Genomic DNA, 16,900 nt, shown 5'->3' with positions numbered 1-16,900 from the left:
GCAGGCTCCGTTCAGAATGACAAGGGGTTCGCAGGCTCCGTTCAGAATGACAAGATTGGTTTTCATTTCACTGAGAGATTCTTCACTCCGCAGGCTCTGTTCAGAATGACAAGGGAATGTCATTCCGACAATCGGTTGTCATTCCGACGGTAGGAGGAATCTTTTTTCACGTTTTGAGGTTCGGTTCACTGAAAGATTCTTCACTCCGCGAGCTCCGTTCAGAATGACAAGATTGGGGTTCGGTTCACTGAAAGATTCCTCTACCGAGACTTCGGTATCAGAATGACAAGGGAATGTCATTCCGACGGTAGGTTGTCATTCCGACGGTAGGAGGAATTCTTTTCACGTATTGGGGTTCGGTTCACTGAGAGATTCTTCACTCCGCAAGCTCCGTTCAGAATGACAAGATTGGTTTTCATTTCACTGAGAGATTCTTCACTCCGCAGGCTCCGTTCAGAATGACAAGTGGGGTTGGCAGGCTCCGTTCAGAATGACAAGGCAATGTCATTCCTCTACCGAAGCTTCGGTAGAGGAATCTTTTGCTTTGATAATATTTAATTTTTTAATAATTTTAAGCCATGCTAAAGACCTTAGGAACTCATAATTATTATGTTTACATCTTAACTAATAAGAATAAGTCTGTGTTATACACTGGAGTAACTAATAACCTTAATGAAAGACTACATTTTCACAAAAATCCTCCCGCAACATCAAAAGCTTTTACGACTAAATACCGTTGCTATTATTTGATATATTATGAGCATTTTACTTCTATAGATGATGCTATCATTAGGGAAAAACAGATAAAAGGATATAGAAGAGAGAAAAAAGAAAAATTGATTAATGATTTTAACCCCGAATGGAAGTTTTTAAATAATGAGATTTGAATGTAGTATTAGGGATTCTTCACTCCGGCAGGCTCCGTTCAGAATGACAAGTAGAATGTCATTCCGACGGCAGGAGGAATCTTTTTTCACGTATTGGTTTTCATTTCACCAAAAGATTCTTCACTCCGCAAGCTCCGTTCAGAATGACAAGGGAATGTCATTCCGACGATCGGTTGTCATTCCGACGGTAGGAGGAATCTTTTTTCACGTATTGGGGTTCATTTCACGAAAAGATTCTTCACTCCGCGAGCTCCGTTCAGAATGACAAGATTGGTTTTCATTTCACTGAGAGATTCTTCACTTCGCAGGCTCCGTTCAGAATGACAGGATTGGTTTTCATTTCACTGAGAGATTCTTCACTCCGCGCGCTCCGTTCAGAATGACAAGGGGTTTGTCATTCCGACGATCGGTTGTCATTCCGACGGTAGGAGGAATCTTTTTTCACGTTTTGAGGTTCGGTTCACTGAGAGATTCTTCACTCCGCGAGTCGCGTTCAGAATGACAAGTGGGGTTCGGTTCACTGAGAGATTCTTCACTTCGCAGGCTCCGTTCAGAATGACAAGGGAATGTCATTCCGACGGTAGGAGGAATCTTTTTTCACGTTTTAGGGTTCATTTCACGAAAAGATTCTTCACTTCGCAGGCTCCGTTCAGAATGACAAGGGGTCGGCAGGCTCCGTTCAGAATGACAAGATTGGTTTTCATTTCACTGGGAGATTCCTCGTCACTGCGTTTGCCTCGGAATGACAAGGGAGGTTTGGTTCACTGAGAGATTCCTCGTCACTGCGTTTGCCTCGGAATGACAGGGAGAATGAGGAGAAATCTCATCTGAGATGTCTCGTCGCTCATGCTACGCTCTATCGACATGACAAGTGATTACATATCTGTATTTTATTGGAATTTGAATTGAACTCACGTTGTTATAAATAGAATGGCTCCAATCTAACTATTTAAAACCGTTGAAACGGTTAGGATTGTGCATTTTTCATAGCCCGCGGTTTAAACCGTGGGCTATGAAAAAGCTTAACAAAACAAAACAAGCAAATATCTTAAAAAACATCAGTTTAAATTTGATATAAATTTAAGAAAAAAAATAACAAGTCAACACAACTTTACCTACTTCAATTAAGATTTGTAGTATTTTATCAATCTGTGAGTCGATGCATCATGGGTGTCAATTTCATTGCCTTTGAAATCTTTAAGCACTTTTTGGGCTAATTGTTTTCCGAGCTCAACGCCCCATTGGTCGTAGCTAAAAATATTCCAAATCACACCTTGCACAAATATTTTATGTTCGTACATAGCGATAAGCATACCGAGGCTTTTGGGCGTGAGTTGATCAAATACAATCGTATTGGTGGGTCTGTTGCCCTCAAAGATTTTAAAGGGTGTTAGTTTTTTAATTTGTTCAGCATTTAAGCCTTGAGATTGAAGTTCTTGTATCACAACATCTTCATTTTTGCCATTCATCAGAGCTTCGGTTTGAGCAAAAAAATTAGCCATCAAAATGTCGTGATGATTTTGATAGTGGTTTAAGGGCTTTTTAAAACCGATAAAATCAGCAGGAATCAATTTGGTTCCTTGGTGCATCAATTGAAAAAATGCGTGCTGAGAATTGGTGCCAGGTTCACCCCAAACAATGGTTCCTGTTTGATAATCAACTGGTTTTCCGTTTCTGTCAACGCCTTTGCCATTGCTTTCCATACTGGCTTGTTGCAGATAAGGTGCTAATTTTTGTAGATATTGTGTGTATGGAATAATGGCTTCGCTTTCAGCATCATAAAAATTATTGTACCAAATACCCAATAAAGCAGACACCACGGGAATATTTTTTTCAAAATGTTCGTTTTGAAAATGTTTGTCCATTTGTTGAGCCCCTTGCAATAGTTCTTCAAAAGCTTTGAACCCAACAGCACAAGCTATTGAAAGTCCTGCAGACTCCACAGCGAAAATCGACCTCCAACCCAATCCCACATCGGGAAGATGTTTTTAGACGAAACGCCAAATCGGTTAGCTTTTTCTACATTGGCAGAAACTGCTACAAAATGGTGTTGAATTTGGTCTTGGCTGGTGTATTTTAGAAACCAGCTTCTCAGCGTATTGGCATTGGTCAAGGTTTCTTGTGTGGCGAAGGATTTTGAAACCACAATGCAAAGTGTGGTTTCTGGATTTAGATTTTTAATTGTTTCAGCAACATGGTCGCCGTCAACGTTTGAAATAAAATGTATATTTAGTTTTTTGTGATAATGTGTTAAAGCTTCAACAACCATTTGCGGACCAAGGTCTGAACCACCAATGCCAATATTAACCACATCGGTAATAGCTTTGCCTGAATAGCCTTTCCATTCTCCTGTTTCTACTTTTTGGACAAAATTAGATATTTGAGTTTTGGTGTTTTCAACTAATTCTTTTATTGATACTTCATTAATTTTTACATCATCCTTAGATCTTAGAGCGGTATGCAAAACTGGTCTGTTTTCGGTTTGATTGATAACTTCGCCAGAAAACTGAGCTTTGATAGCCGTCTTTAAATCCGTTTCATGAGCAAGATCGATTAAAGCATCAAAGGCGTTTTTTGACAATCTATTTTTAGAAAAATCAAATAACAAGTCTTCAAATTGAATGCAAAAATCATCCGTTCTGTGTTTATCGTCCTCAAAGTGTTGAAGAATACTTTGATGCTTTTCTGCTTTAAAAATCTTTGAAAGTTTTTGCCAAGCTTTGGTTTGGGTAGGTTTTGTATGAGGTAAAGGCATTTTCAGGTTTTAAACTTTTTTATAATGTGGAATGACATTTTTTTGATAATGATTGATCAAACCATCTATTGGTCTTCTGATAATGTTGCCAATATTCAAGTGGTAACGCTTAGCGACATCTCTGATGATGTCTTCAGAAAAGAAAGCAATAGAGCCAATAAAATGAATAGGCACATTTTGTGCGTTCTTATAACACATCACACGACGTTCAATAAATTTTTCCATTCCTTCATAAATTAATTTATAGAAATAGCCATTGCGTTCTTCAGATGTGAAAATAAATTCAGCAAAAGAAGCTAAATAAGTATTGGGATTTTCTTTTTTATAAACATTTCGTTTTATGGTATCTGCATCTAAATCGTATCGACTTGCAAACTCACGGCTCATATCATCGCCCATAAATTTATAGTAATAATCTCTGATCAAGCGTTTGCCAAAATAGTTACCACTTGCTTCGTCCATCAAAACATAGCCGAGAGACTCAACTTCCATATATATTTTTTTGCCGTCAAAGAAACACGAATTTGAGCCTGTACCGAGAATACAAACTATACCAGGCTCATTGGTAGTCGCATAAGCACCTGCCACCATATCTTCTTCCACGTTAATTTCGGCATGGGGTATAAATTCTTGTAAAATATCTTTTAGAGTTTGACGTGGCGTTGGCGTGCCACATCCAGCACCGTAAAAATCTATACGTGTAATATCATTTTTAATTTTGGCTAAATCTTCATTTTCTTCTAAGCGTTCTTTTAAAACATCGGGTTTAAAAACAGCTGGATTTAGACCTTTGGTTCTGGTTTTTAAAACCTGTTGACCTTCATCGTCAAGCAAAAGCCAATCACATTTGGTTGAACCACCATCAGCAATAATTATCATAATCGTAATTGTTATATCAAAAAGGCTTGTGAATGCTCACAAGCCTTTTTGATTAGTTTTATTTATTAAACTTTTGCAACATGAGTTGCTAGGTCAATCATTTTACTTGAAAAACCCCATTCGTTGTCATACCAAGAAATCAACTTAAAGAAGTTGTCATTCAAAGCGATTCCAGCGTTAGCATCAAAATTTGAAGTTGCTCCTTCAGAAACAAAATCTTGAGAGACGACTTCATCATCAGTGTAAGACAAAATACCTTTTAGTTCGCCTTCAGAAGCGGCTTTAACGACAGCTTTTACTTCTTCGTAAGTTGCTGATTTTTCAGTTCTTACGGTTAGATCTACCACAGAAACATCAGCGGTTGGAACTCTAAATGCCATACCTGTTAGTTTTCCTTTTAGTGAAGGAATAACTTTGGTTACAGCAACAGCGACTCCAGTGCTTGTAGGAATAATATTGTTGATAGCACTACGACCTAAGCGATAATTTTTGCGTGAAGGCGAATCTACTGTAAATTGAGTAGAAGTAGCAGCGTGAACCGTAGTCATCAAGCCTTCTACAATTCCGAAATTATCATCGATAACCTTGGCAATTGGTGCTAAACAGTTGGTTGTGCAAGATGCATTAGAAACCACTTTGTCTTCGGGTTTCACATCTTTGTGATTGACACCCATCACAAACATAGGTGTGTCTTTGGTAGGTGCAGAAATGACTACTTTTTTGGCACCAGCTTGTAAGTGAGCTGAAGCTGAAGCGAGGTCTTTAAAAATACCTGTACAATCACAAACCACATCAACCCCAACTTGATCCCATTTAAGGTCTGCTGGATTTTTTTCTGCGGTTACTCTAATGGTTTTTCCATCAACAACGAGATTGCCATCTTTGACTTCAACAGATTTGTTGTATTTTCCGTGAACAGAGTCGTATTTTAAAAGATATGCCAAATGATCAACATCAAGCAAATCATTGATGGCTACAACTTCTACGTCTTGTCTTTCTTGAGTGATTCTGAAAGCAATTCTTCCAATTCTTCCAAAACCATTAATTCCAATTTTTGTTTTCATTATTTTTTATTTTAAATTAAATTTCAATTAAATTAAGTCGATACGATATCAGCAACTCTGATAAGATCTAAGTCTAAAGTTTTTTAAACATTTATAGCGGTTTCAAAAGGTATAAACACGATGTTTTTATTTTGAATACCAACCATAATGTTGCTTTGTCCTTGCAATAAAGCATCAACTGCACCAACACCGAGACGGCTGGCAAGCACTCTATCATAGCGACTTGGGAACCGCCGCGTTGAATATGACCTAAAACAGTAACTTTTATCTCGTAATCTGGTAAGTTTTTTTCGATATCAGAAGCCAGTTTAGTTATGTTTTTACCAATTTGATCGCCTTCAGCTACAACTACTATGCTTGAGGTTTTTCCCGAAATTCTACTTTTATGTAGAGATTCAATCAATCTTTCAATGCCAAGGTCTTGTTCTGGTATCAAAATTTCTTCAGCACCAGCTCCTATTCCACTATTTAGAGCAATATCACCAGCATCTCTTCCCATCACTTCAACCAAAAACAAGCGGTCGTGAGAGCTTGCGGTATCTCTGATTTTATCAATAGCTTCTACCACGGTGTTAAGTGCAGTATCGTAACCAATGGTATAATCAGTGCCATTGATGTCGTTGTCAATGGTGCCAGGAATACCGATGACAGGCATATCAAATTCTTTGCTAAAGATATCTGCACCAGTAAAAGAGCCATCGCCACCAATGACCACCAAAGCGTCAATTTTTCTTGTTTTTAAATTATCAAAAGCTTTTTGGCGACCTTCTTTGGTTCTGAAGTCTTTTGATCGTGCAGATTTCAGAAACGTTCCACCTCGATTGATGGTGTTTTTTACACTACGTGGACCGAGTTTTACAAATTCGTTTTCTATGAGTCCTTGATAACCTCTATATATGCCGTAACAATTCAGCTTGTTATAAGTCGCATTTCTGACAACGGCTCTAATGGCAAGATTCATACCAGGCGAATCGCCACCTGAAGTCAAAACTGCAATTGTTTTTAAAGTATGTTTCATGATTTCAAAAATATCAGTTTTTTTAGTTATATGCTAATATTTCTACAGTCTAAAACGTTTTCGGTTGATAACTCTTATTACAAGGCTTAATTCTTTTAAGTTTACTCTGTTAAAATCCAAAATTGCCAAGGTTTAAAATCATAAGACTTGTCAGATTTGAGTTCAACTGTTTTACCGTTGATGAGAGATGAAAATTTTCCATTATAATCAATTGTAAAGCTTTGTTCTTCATCAGAAAAATTTGAAATATAAATCACTTTATCATCGCCTTTTGTTCTTTCAAAAGCTATGATGTTTTTATCCTTTGAAGTTGATAAGCGTTTATAAGACGCGGCTTTTTTTGCACCATTTAAGGCTTTATTAGTGTTTTTTAGCTCTCCTAATTTTGCTAATAAAGCCCAATTATGTCCTTTGGTTTTTGGAATTTCATCTTTTTCAAAAAATTTCAACCTGTGATTCAAATCATATTCTAAGCCACTATATATCAACGGCATACCTGGTATAGCATAGGTAAAAGCTATCATAGCATCAGCAGCATCACCCATTCGTTCTTCAACGGTTCCACTCCACGAATTTTCGTCGTGATTGGTTACAAAGTTCATCAGATAATCGTCTTTTTGGTAGGTGGTATCAATCTTAGTCATATACGCATCCCAATCTTTGACGTTCATTTTGCCTTGAGCTATTTCATTCATAATATGATGACCTTCCCAGTTGTAGCCCATATCAAACGATTTGTAGAATAAATCTTTGTCTTCGCTTTTAGCCAACATAAAAATGGGTTTAATCTCTTTGAGTTTGGGCACAGCATAATCCCAAAAGGCTGTCGGCACATTGCCTGCGACATCACATCTAAAGCCATCGATATTGTAATTTTTAATCCAAAACGCCATTTCATCTTTCATAGCATCCCACAGGTCTTTGTTGTCGTAATTTAAATCTGCAACATCTGTCCAACCCCAAGGTTCGCCAGTTTCAGGGTTTAATGGATCGGTGATTTCACCTTTTTTGTTTTTTGTGTAATATTCTGGATGTTCGGTTATCCAATGGTGGTCAAAACCAGTATGATTAGCTACCCAATCTAAAATGACATACATATCATTGTCGTGAGCGGTTTTGACTAATTTTTCAAAATCATTTAGTGTTCCAAATTTAGGGTTTGTTGCGGTGTAATCGGCAATAGCATAATAGCTTCCAAGATATTTCTTTTTTTCTTCTGGGTCTTTAATATCTTCGATAGACAAATCAGGTGTGGCTTTTCTTCTCTTCATTGAAATGGGATAAACGGGCATCAACCAAATGACTTTAACCCCAAGTTCTTTGAGTCATGGAATGTCTTTGGTGAAAGCCTCAAAACTTCCGTCTTTAGAATACTGACGTATATTGGCTTCATAAATCACCGAAGTTTCGAGAACATCATTTGAAATGGGTTTATGGCTTGTTGTTTTTGTTTGAGGCTCATCATCGGTTTTCTGTTTTGTTTGTTTTTTGCAAGAAAAAACAATAAAACAAAGTAGTAAAGGATAAATCAAGTATTTCATATTTGTTGAGTTTTAAAAGTTTATATTGAGTTTGTTTATAATTATAGCAATTGGTTAAGCATAAATTTCAAAGGAATATGTAAACGTTCACGCCAAGAATTTTCGTCGTTGGCATCGCTTTCAAATTTTAAGTTTTTGAAGTTATTGTCGTCAAAATTGTGTTTGGCAAATAGTTGATTGAGCTTTTCTTCATATTGTGGATATAGCTCATCAAGGGTTTTGGTGCCAAAATAAAATTTATGTGTGTTGGGTTCATTAATTGGTTTGCGTTCAGATTGATTGTTTTTACAAGCCATAAAACCAATACTTATTAATAAGGCTGTAAAATTTTTAATTAAATAATTGTTATCTATTTTTTTCATATTTAATGTTTTACCGCAAGGAACGCAAGGTTTTCGCAAGGGTCGCAAGGTTTTTTTAATCAGTAGTCTGAGGGTTTGCTGTTTCGTAATACTTTCAAAAGTTTTTTTGGGGTCTTGTCTATTATCCCAAAAAGCAGTTATGATTATATCTTCATCTGTTACTTTATAATAAATACTGAAATTACCTAATGATGCAACTCTTACATTTTTAAAATCTGTAGCTTTATAAATCAGTGGATTCTCGGTAATTTGTTTAGTTCTATTCGAAACTATTTTTATTAATTTTTTTGAGTAAATAGAAGATTTATTCCTTTTTACCCAATATTCTAAAATTCCAACAAATTGAATATCCGCAGTTTTTGTCCAAATCACATAGCGTCTAACCACTCTAAATTTCTTTTATTCATAGATTCTTGGGAAATTAGTTTTCCGTTTTTGATATCTTGCTCACTCATTTCTAACATTATTCGTTGTTCATCTGTTAGCTCAACAATTTCGGATTCTGATGAACTTGATGTAATTAGCTTGTCAAGAGCAATCAAAAAATCTTTGTTTTTTATGGACAATATTTTATCTATCAATCCATAACGAACATTATCTACTGTTGCCATTTTATTTTAAATTTAATTTAAATATATGAAAAAAAAATTGTTTGTGTGGTTTTATACATTTTCATTTTTTATTAATCGCAAGGGGTTTTAACCGCAAGGGTCGCTAAGTTTTTTTTAATATCACATCTTATATTTAATTTTGATTAGAAAACAAATTCACACCAGGCTTGACGGTCAATTTATCTGACAGTTCAAGGTTGTTTTTGCCGAATATTTCAGTCCATTTTTGCTCTTTTAAATTCAACTCTTGAAAGCGTTTTAAATTGATTTCAATAGGTTCTTCATTTTTACTGATTATTAATAAAACTGATTCGTCTCCATATTGTCTATACAAAGTGTAAATGTTATCAAATGGTGCAAAGTGTTTGGTTTTGCCTTGGTGAATAGCTTTAGAAGTTTTTCTAAAATTCAATAAAGTTTTTAGGAATGACTTAAAATCTTGTTGTTCATCTGTCAAGCCTTTGTTTTGAAACGCATCAACTTCATCGTTAGCCCAACCGCCAGGAAAATCAGTTCTGATTAGACCGTGGTCACCTGGTTTGGCTGTGTTTTGCATCAAAATTTCTGTGCCATAATAGATCTGTGGCGTACGTGGCATGGTTAAAATTAAAGCTAAAGCCATTTTAGTTTTTGTGATATCTTCATTCAGTTGAGTAAATATCCTGTCCATATCGTGATTGTCAGGAAAAATCAACATATCACTTGGCCGTGGATAATAGAAATCATTAGCCAGACCTTCATAGATTTGATCCAAACCACTACCCCAAGTTTCTTTTTGGTTAAGTGCTTTTACGATGGTTTGTTGCATCGGAAAATCCATCGAAGATTTTAAATGAGACTGATATCCATCAGGCGTGTTTTGACCAGATTGCCAATAACCTACAATCAAAGGGTTGGTACTCCACTCTTCTCCTACGATATTAAAATTGGGATATTCTGTCATAATCGCTTTAGCCCATTTGCTCATAAAATATTTATCTGGATACGGATAAGTATCTTGGCGAATACCACCGAGATGAAGCGTTTCAATCCACCAAATACTATTTTGAATTATATATTGTGCTAAAAACGGGTTTTCTTGATTTAGATCTGGCATTGATGGCACAAACCAACCTTCAGTCATTTTTTGGCTGTCATAATCGGTGGCATATAAATCTTGGTTTGTCGTGCGTCGGTGATTTGATGTCGGGATTTTTTTGCCGTTTTCATAGGCATCTTGTGCGTTTATCCAATCGTTAAAAGGCAAATCTTTCATCCACCAATGCAGGCTTCCGCAGTGATTAGCAACCATATCCATAATGATTTTGATACCGCGTTGATTTGCTTTTTGACTGAGTGTTTTGTAATCTTCTAAACTACCAAAACGCGGATCCACTTGATAAAAATCGGTAATGGCATAGCCGTGATAAGAAGCCCTTGGCATATCGTTGGTCAACAAAGGCGAAGACCAAATGGCCGTAAAACCCATAGTGTCGATATAATCTAAATGTTCAATAATACCTTGAATATCACCACCATGGCGAGCGTAATCATCATTACGATTAACCCCTGTTTCTTTTAAGTATTCAAAACTATCATTATCGGGATTGGCATTGGCAAAACGGTCGGGTGTGATCAAATAAATGACATCAGAGCTATCAAAACCTTTGTAATCTTCAGCTGAACGTTCTCTTGATTTTAATTCGTAATCATAAGTAAACTTGCCGTCTTTGGTTTTAAATTTCAGCTTAAGCTGTCCTGCTTTGGCATTTTTTTCGATTTTTAAATCCAAAAACAAATAATTAGGACTATCCGCTTGATGGATGTTTTCAATGCTAAGGCCTGGATATTTTAAGTCAACTTCAGCTTTACCAATATTATCACCTTGCACCAACAATTGAAGATTTTGATGTTCAAAACCAACCCACCAATGCGGTGGCTCTATTCTTTTAATTTGAGCAGACATCGTGTTGACAATTAAAAAGAATAATACATAAAACAAATTTATTTTTTTCATCAAGCATTTACAGTTTGACCATTTTTCAAAATAACAGGTTCTTCGTTCACTACAATTTCTAATTCATCTTGACCTTCAAGGGTGAAATCGGTAACATTTTTTGAGACTTTCACAGCAACGATATTGTCCCTAAAATTGACTTTAAAAGTGTAAGAATCCCATTCATTAGGAATTTTTGGAGCAAAATTGAGCATATCATTTTTAACACGCATACCGCCAAAACCCTCTACTATACTCATCCAAGTACCAGCCATACTGGTGATATGACAGCCTTCTTTGACTTCCTTGTTATAGTCGTCTAAATCGAGACGTGAGGTCCTGAGATAAAATTGATAAGCCTGTTGCATACGGTTGAGCAATGCCGCTTGAATACTATGCACACAAGGCGAAAGTGAAGACTCGTGAACTGTATAAGGTTCATAAAAATCAAAGTGGCGTTGTAGCTCTTCATTCGTAAAATGGTCTTCAAAGAAATAAAACCCTTGAAGTGTGTCGGCTTGCTTAATGTAAGGTGAACGCAAAATTCTATCCCAAGACCAATGTTGGTTAATTGGTCTTTGTTTTTGGTCTAAGTCTTTGACTGTGATGAGTTCTTTATCTAAAAACCCATCTTGTTGCAAATACACCTTATGTTCTTCAGAATATGGTAAATACATTTCATCGGCAAGTGTTTGAAACGCATTGATTTCATCTTCTTTAAAGTTTGTTTTCTCTACAATTCTATTGTAATCTTCAGTATAATCTTTTTTAAGAATATTGAGGTTTTCAACCGCATAATTTAAACACCACTTAGCGATATAATTGGTATAAAAATTATTGCTAACGTTGTTTTCATACTCATTTAGTCCTGTTACACCAAGGATGACGTATTTATCTTTTTGTTTAGAAAACGTGGCACGTTGTTTCCAAAATCTGGCAATGGCCAACAAAACTTCCATACCCATTTCAGGCACGTAAGAATAGTCGCCTGTGTATCGAACATAGTTAAAAATAGCAAAGGCAATTGCCCCATTTCTGTGGATTTCTTCAAAAGTAATTTCCCACTCGTTGTGGCATTCTTCGCCGTTCATCGTTACCATTGGGTAAAGTGCAGCTCCATTTGTAAATCCGAGTTTCTCTGCATTTTCAATGGCTTTTTGAAGGTGTTTGTAGCGATAGACCAAAAGATTTCGAGCCACTTTTTGATCTTTGGTAGCCATATAAAATGGTAAACAATAAGCTTCGGTATCCCAATAGGTGCTACCGCCATATTTCTCACCTGTAAAACCTTTTGGTCCAATATTCAGCCTAGCATCTCTACCGAGATAAGTTTGGTTGAGTTGAAAAATATTAAAACGAATCCCTTGCTGTGCTTTGGTATCGCCTTCAATAATGATATCACTCATATGCCAAATGGCTTCCCAAGCTTGTTTTTGTTCGTTGAGCAAAGCATCAAAACCTTTTTCTGTAACGACATCCAAAACGCCTGAAGCTACTTCGACTAAGTCGTTTTTGTCGTGATTTAAAGACGTGACATAACCAGCAAATTTATGAATGGTATAAGTTTGTCCTTTTTGTACATCTTCTTCGTAAGCTATAAAAGCTTTATGGGCTTTTTGGTGAGGTTCTGGATTGTTTTTTAAAGCTTTTCCATCAATAAAAACCGAAGACTGCATAAAGGTACAAACGTGAAATTCAGTTTTCAGAGTATGTGAATTTACAAAAGCCTTATGGTCATTAATTTTGACCTCTGTGATTTCCCAAAACTTATCATCCCAATTAGAATCTTGGTTTTTAATTCCCGCATCCACATAAGGCGAATAAGTGATATTTGCAGAAGAGTTTAAAGGTGTAATTTGAAATTGTATCGCTCCCACTTCGTCGTGACTTAAACTTAAAAACCGTAAAGCTTCAACTTTTATTTTGATGCCATTTTGCATTTCAGCTTCAAAAGTTCGCTTGTGCCAACCTTCTTTCATATTGAGTTCGCGTTTAAAATTGTCAACACTTTTGCAAGTATTCAAATCAAACACATCACCATTAATATGGATGTGAATACCAATCCAATTTGGAGCGTTAAGCACTTTAGCAAAATATTCAGGATAGCCATTTTTCCACCAACCTACGCGGGTTTTGTCTGGATAATAAATACCTGCAATATAACTGCCTTGAAAGGTTTGGCCAGAGTAATCTTCTTCAAAATTAGCTCGTTGCCCCATAGCACCGTTTCCTAAGCTAAATAAACTTTCAGAAGATTCAACGCGTTGTGGTTCAAAGCCTTCTTCAATAATAGACCACTCATTTGGTGTGATATAATCTTGATTCATATTGTCATGTCTTTAAAATGTGATTTAAAAAAAGGTTTTTAAATATATAAATTTTATCTCAAGTTTTTGATTTTATGTTTTTAAAAAATTGGTAATCAAATTCATTGAAATTTTTAAAGCAAAAATCAGCTTCTCTTAAGGTTTCTTTATCACCTATGCCAATGCTAATCATTCCGCCAACATTTGCAGCTTTAATCCCAGCAATTGAATCTTCAAACACAAAGCAATCTTGTGGTTCTGTATTCAAGAGTTTTGCGACTTTCAGAAATACTTCAGGATTGGGTTTGGCTTTAGTCACTTCGTTGCCGTCAACTATAGCATCAAAAGTATCATTTAGGTCAACGCATTTAAGAATGGTTTTGGCGTTTTTGCTGGCTGAGCCCAAAGCAATAGGATGGTGTTTAGACTTTAGTTCATCTAAAAAAGATTTGACCCCAGGCAAAATATCATCTTTACTCATTTGTTGGACGTAATTGAGGTAATCTTGATTTTTTTCTTCCATCAAACGTTGAAATTCTTGATCAGAAAGGGTTTTGTTTCCCCAAGAAAGAATTTTTTCTAAAGATTTTACACGACTGACGCCTTTGAGCTGTTCGTTTTCCTTTTCAGAAAAATCAATACCAATTTTATTGGCGAGTTTTTGCCATGCCAGAAAGTGAAATTTTGCTGTATCGACAATAACACCGTCGAGGTCGAATATAAAAGCAGTTTGGTTTTGCATATTGTGGTTTTAAGTTGATTGAACATCATCGACATCTTTGACGCGAATGACCAGAAATGCCGCGATAATCATACTGATTCCTGACAAGACTAAAGCGAAAATAGCCTGGTTGTTGTAAAAATATTTAACCATAGGACCGCCGATGATGCCATTTAAAATTTGTGGTAGAACAATAAAAAAGTTAAAAATACCCATATAAACTCCCATTTTTTTAGGGTTGATGGCACCTGCTAAGATGGCATAAGGCATAGACAAAATACTCGCCCAAGCGATGCCAATACCAATCATTGGCAGAATGAGCCAATAGCGATCTGGCATGATGTAAATAGACAGAAAACTAATGCCCCCAATAAACAAGGCATACATATGGGTTTTCTTTCTGCCGAGATGTTTTGAAATTTTGCCAAGTGATAAAGCTACTGGAATTGAAACCAGATTGTAGATTCCAAATAAAATTCCTACCCAATCGCCAGCATTATTGAAAGCTTCACTTGAAGAATCGGTATATGGTAAGTTGTAAAAATGTTGAGCAATAGCAGGTGTAGAAAACACCCACATTCCAAACAAAGCAAACCAAGAAAAAAATTGCACCCAACTGAGTTGCTTCATCGTAGCTGGCATTTTGACAAAATCAGTAAATATATCGGTGAGTTTGGCTTTCTTTTTCGGTTTGACTTCTATAGATTCACCGAGTTTTTTGACTTTGGCTTTTTCAATTTTATCGAGTTCATCTGGCGAATATTCTTTGGTTGTAATTATGGTAACTAATATAGTGATCATTAAAACCGCTGCACCAATGACAAATGACAAAATAAGATTTAGTGGTACTGTGCCTTCTTCTGCTCTATTGGCAATGCCAAAATATTCAGTTAAAACGTAAGGCAACCAAGAGCCAACCACAGCACCAATACCGATTAAAACCGTTTGTGTGGTAAACCCAACGGTGCGTTGATCTTCGTTTAAAATATCAGCTACAAAAGCCCGAAAAGGCTCCATAGAAATATTAAAGGACGCATCCATAATCATCAACATTCCTGCACCAACCCACAAGGCTGGCAAAAAAGCAATGAACAAATCGGCTTGTGGCAATAATACTAAACCTATTGATGCCAATATAGCTCCAACAAGAAAATAAGGTTTACGCCGACCGAAACGATTCCAAGTGTTATCGCTGTAATGACCAACCAAAGGCTGAACAATTAAACCCATGATAGGTGCGATGAGCCAAAACCAAGACAGTTCGTGTACATCAGCTCCAAAAGTTTGTAGAATACGGCTTGCGTTGGCGTTTTGCAAAGCAAAACCCATTTGAATACCCAGAAAACCAAAACTCAGATTGATTATTTCTAAGGCAGATAACCTGCGTTTTTGCATATCGCTTGAATTAAATTAAACAACGATAAGCCTTGTAAACAAAACTTAACGGGAAGTAAAAAGCAGTTTTGTTTGCCACAAATATATAAATTATTTCAATTTTTGAGTGGTTTCTCTTTCAATTATATTGGTATTAACAATTACCGTTTCAAAATGTTCTATTTCTTCTCTGTCTTTTTCCAGACGATTTATCAACAACTTAGCGGCGGTTCCTCCCATTTCAAAACCATTTTGACTCACGGTTGTCAATGGCGGAAAAGCATGTTTTGATAAAACACCATCTGTAAAACCAATGAATTGAATATCGTTAGGAATGCTCAAACCAAGCTTTCTAGCCACTTTCATAGCAGTAACAGCATAAAGTTCATTGACTGCAAAAATAGCGTCAAGGTCTTTGTTTTTTGATAGATAATCAAAAATCTGTTGTTCTAAAGCTTCAAGGTTGTCGTCAGAACTAAACTCATCGTGAATTTTTAAAATATAAGATAGATTGACATTTTTTTGATTGACTTCTAAGGCTTTTAAATAGCCTTCTGTTCTTAATTTACCCACACTTACGTAGTCTTTTGTACTGATAATTCCGATTTTTTCACAGCCGTTGTCAATCAGTTTTTGAACGGCACGTTGTGAGGTTTTTATATCATCAACGATAACCTTATCGCAATCTATATCATCTATAACGCGGTCAAACATCACAATAGGAATACCTTGATCAATAGTTTCGTGTAGGTGGTGATAATCGCCTTTAGACAACGTTTCCTTAGCTACTGAAAGTATAAAACCATCAATACTGCCGTTGGCTAAAGTATCAAGGTTGATAACTTCTTTTTTAAAAGATTCATTAGACAGTCCTACTATCACATTATAGCCGTGTTCATTGGCATAAGATTCTATACCCGAAATGACTGTTGTGAAAAAATGATGAACAATTTCAGGAATGATGATGCCAAGAGTTTGAGTTTTTCTGTTTTTTAAACTTAATGCGATATTATTTGGTCTGTAATTGTAAAGTTTAGCAAAAGCTTTGACTCTTTCTTTGGTTTGCTTGCCAATTTCTTTGCTATCTCTCAAAGCTTTAGACACTGTAGAGACAGACACATCAAGTTCTTTGGCAATTAGTTTTAAAGTTGGTTTTTGATTCATTAGATTGGAAAAATATGATTTTTTATCTGAATAAGTTTCTAAAAATACAATAAATTAAGATAACCTTCAAATTCAGATTTATTCAAAATTAATTGGGTTTAAAAGATTTTTTTTATCAAAATCATATTTTTGAGTGTTAAAATCAAAAAGTTGTCAACACGAAAACGTTTGCGGTTCATCGAAAATGTTTGCGTTAGATATACTTTAGTTAACTTTACGCTTGGAAGTAAAAAGTAACATATT

12 protein-coding genes and 2 pseudogenes are annotated in these 16,900 nt (G+C 36.0%); 1 reads left to right on the top strand and 13 read right to left on the bottom strand.

Going from position 1 to position 16,900, the window contains the following annotated elements; translation table 11 throughout:
* Window positions 1-578: 578 nt before the first annotated feature.
* Entirely contained in the window at window positions 579-887 is a 309-nt protein-coding gene (locus IGB25_RS03960; protein ID WP_211066257.1) for a GIY-YIG nuclease family protein, read from the top strand.
* Window positions 888-2,011: 1,124 nt separating this feature from the next.
* On the opposite strand, the pseudogene pgi reads toward IGB25_RS03960, so the two are convergent.
* The 13 genes and pseudogenes from pgi to IGB25_RS03900 form a co-directional block, all read right to left on the bottom strand.
* Window positions 2,012-3,642, bottom strand: a pseudogene (gene pgi / locus IGB25_RS03955) (glucose-6-phosphate isomerase).
* Window positions 3,643-3,651: 9 nt separating this feature from the next.
* Window positions 3,652-4,521, bottom strand: a complete 870-nt coding sequence (locus tag IGB25_RS03950) for a BadF/BadG/BcrA/BcrD ATPase family protein (protein WP_211066256.1) — start codon at window positions 4,519-4,521, stop codon at window positions 3,652-3,654.
* Between the two features lie 65 nt (window positions 4,522-4,586).
* Window positions 4,587-5,585: a type I glyceraldehyde-3-phosphate dehydrogenase gene (gene gap / locus IGB25_RS03945; RefSeq protein WP_211066255.1), complete on the bottom strand. Its 999-nt coding sequence runs from the start codon at window positions 5,583-5,585 to the stop codon at window positions 4,587-4,589.
* Between the two features lie 83 nt (window positions 5,586-5,668).
* Window positions 5,669-6,603 (bottom strand): annotated as a pseudogene (gene pfkA, locus IGB25_RS03940) (6-phosphofructokinase).
* A 101-nt stretch (window positions 6,604-6,704) separates the two neighbouring features.
* Window positions 6,705-7,874 (bottom strand): alpha-amylase family glycosyl hydrolase, encoded by a 1,170-nt coding sequence (locus tag IGB25_RS03935; protein ID WP_371815942.1) that lies wholly within the window; start codon window positions 7,872-7,874, stop codon window positions 6,705-6,707.
* A gap of 54 nt (window positions 7,875-7,928) precedes the next feature.
* Window positions 7,929-8,144: a hypothetical protein gene (locus IGB25_RS15435; protein WP_371815941.1), complete on the bottom strand. Its 216-nt coding sequence runs from the start codon at window positions 8,142-8,144 to the stop codon at window positions 7,929-7,931.
* 41 nt (window positions 8,145-8,185) lie between these two features.
* Entirely contained in the window at window positions 8,186-8,893 is a 708-nt protein-coding gene (locus IGB25_RS03930; RefSeq protein ID WP_211066254.1) for a type II toxin-antitoxin system RelE/ParE family toxin, read from the bottom strand.
* On the bottom strand, window positions 8,875-9,117 hold the full coding sequence (locus IGB25_RS03925; protein ID WP_211066253.1) for a hypothetical protein: 243 nt from the start codon (window positions 9,115-9,117) through the stop codon (window positions 8,875-8,877). Before IGB25_RS03925 ends, IGB25_RS03930 begins: the two co-directional genes overlap by 19 nt.
* Before the next feature lie 133 nt (window positions 9,118-9,250).
* A complete protein-coding gene (locus IGB25_RS03920; protein WP_211066252.1) occupies window positions 9,251-11,113 on the bottom strand; it encodes a glycoside hydrolase family 13 protein in 1,863 nt (620 codons plus the stop codon).
* Window positions 11,113-13,419, bottom strand: a complete 2,307-nt coding sequence (locus tag IGB25_RS03915; protein WP_211066251.1) for a glycoside hydrolase family 65 protein — start codon at window positions 13,417-13,419, stop codon at window positions 11,113-11,115. The genes IGB25_RS03920 and IGB25_RS03915 overlap by 1 nt, the downstream gene beginning before the upstream one ends.
* Window positions 13,420-13,477: 58 nt before the next feature.
* Window positions 13,478-14,140, bottom strand: a complete 663-nt coding sequence (gene pgmB, locus IGB25_RS03910; RefSeq protein WP_211066250.1) for a beta-phosphoglucomutase — start codon at window positions 14,138-14,140, stop codon at window positions 13,478-13,480.
* Between the two features lie 9 nt (window positions 14,141-14,149).
* On the bottom strand, window positions 14,150-15,514 hold the full coding sequence (locus IGB25_RS03905; protein ID WP_211066249.1) for an MFS transporter: 1,365 nt from the start codon (window positions 15,512-15,514) through the stop codon (window positions 14,150-14,152).
* 90 nt (window positions 15,515-15,604) lie between these two features.
* Complete coding sequence (locus tag IGB25_RS03900; RefSeq protein ID WP_211066248.1) at window positions 15,605-16,657, bottom strand: LacI family DNA-binding transcriptional regulator; 1,053 nt, start codon at window positions 16,655-16,657, stop codon at window positions 15,605-15,607.
* Window positions 16,658-16,900 lie beyond the last annotated feature (243 nt).

It is taken from the genome of Flavobacterium sp. CS20, assembly GCF_018080005.1.
Lineage (GTDB): Bacteria > Bacteroidota > Bacteroidia > Flavobacteriales > Flavobacteriaceae > Psychroflexus.
Note: the sequence above shows the minus strand (reverse complement) of the source record. Positions and strands in the feature narration are given on the sequence as shown.

What these genes read in the sequence shown, in the direction of transcription:
- IGB25_RS03960 (WP_211066257.1), top strand. Translation starts at nt 579, where the DNA reads ATGCTAAAGACCTTAGGAACTCATAATTATTATGTTTACATCTTAACT.
- IGB25_RS03950 (WP_211066256.1), bottom strand. Translation starts at nt 4,521, where the DNA reads ATGATAATTATTGCTGATGGTGGTTCAACCAAATGTGATTGGCTTTTG.
- gap (WP_211066255.1), bottom strand. Translation starts at nt 5,585, where the DNA reads ATGAAAACAAAAATTGGAATTAATGGTTTTGGAAGAATTGGAAGAATT.
- IGB25_RS03935 (WP_371815942.1), bottom strand. Translation starts at nt 7,874, where the DNA reads ATGAAGAGAAGAAAAGCCACACCTGATTTGTCTATCGAAGATATTAAA.
- IGB25_RS15435 (WP_371815941.1), bottom strand. Translation starts at nt 8,144, where the DNA reads ATGAAATACTTGATTTATCCTTTACTACTTTGTTTTATTGTTTTTTCT.
- IGB25_RS03925 (WP_211066253.1), bottom strand. Translation starts at nt 9,117, where the DNA reads ATGGCAACAGTAGATAATGTTCGTTATGGATTGATAGATAAAATATTG.
- IGB25_RS03920 (WP_211066252.1), bottom strand. Translation starts at nt 11,113, where the DNA reads ATGAAAAAAATAAATTTGTTTTATGTATTATTCTTTTTAATTGTCAAC.
- IGB25_RS03915 (WP_211066251.1), bottom strand. Translation starts at nt 13,419, where the DNA reads ATGAATCAAGATTATATCACACCAAATGAGTGGTCTATTATTGAAGAA.
- pgmB (WP_211066250.1), bottom strand. Translation starts at nt 14,140, where the DNA reads ATGCAAAACCAAACTGCTTTTATATTCGACCTCGACGGTGTTATTGTC.
- IGB25_RS03905 (WP_211066249.1), bottom strand. Translation starts at nt 15,514, where the DNA reads ATGCAAAAACGCAGGTTATCTGCCTTAGAAATAATCAATCTGAGTTTT.
- IGB25_RS03900 (WP_211066248.1), bottom strand. Translation starts at nt 16,657, where the DNA reads ATGAATCAAAAACCAACTTTAAAACTAATTGCCAAAGAACTTGATGTG.